The 350-nt window shown below is 62.9% G+C and carries 2 protein-coding genes; one reads left to right on the top strand and one right to left on the bottom strand.

Going from position 1 to position 350, the window contains the following annotated elements:
- A partial coding sequence (locus H7I57_RS24705) for a lipoprotein LppJ family protein (protein WP_504928647.1) occupies nucleotides 1-189 on the top strand: 189 nt, incomplete at its 5' end.
- 3 nt (nucleotides 190-192) lie between these two features.
- On the opposite strand, the gene H7I57_RS24700 is transcribed toward H7I57_RS24705, so the two are convergent.
- Nucleotides 193-350 (bottom strand): nucleotide-binding YajQ family protein (locus tag H7I57_RS24700; protein ID WP_264026746.1); only part of this gene is annotated, 158 nt, incomplete at its 5' end.

Here is a 350-nt window from a genome sequence, read left to right as displayed (position 1 = left end):
CTACCCACACAGCACATGTACGGCGGCACCATCAACCGGGACGGCGTCGCGATCAACATCGAGTACTACCAGGGCGAAAGCCGGCTCGCGTTCAAGCTCTACGGCGAATGCCGCAACATGACCAATCCTCACGGCGACAGCAAGAACATCGGCACCCACCTGGACAAGGAGTTGAACAGCGACGGCTGAGCGCTACCGGTAGTTGACGAACTGCAGCGCCACGTCCAGGTCGGCGCCCTTCAGCAGTGCGATGACGGCCTGCAGGTCGTCGCGCTTCTTGCTGGAGACCCGAATCTCGTCGCCCTGGATCTGCGCCTTGACGCCCTTGGGGCCCTCGTCGCGGATGAGCT

This window comes from Mycolicibacterium pyrenivorans (assembly GCF_025821625.1).
Classification (GTDB): Bacteria; Actinomycetota; Actinomycetes; order Mycobacteriales; family Mycobacteriaceae; genus Mycobacterium; species Mycobacterium pyrenivorans.
The sequence above is the reverse complement of the archived record's forward strand: the minus strand, read 5'-3'. Positions and strand labels throughout refer to the sequence as shown.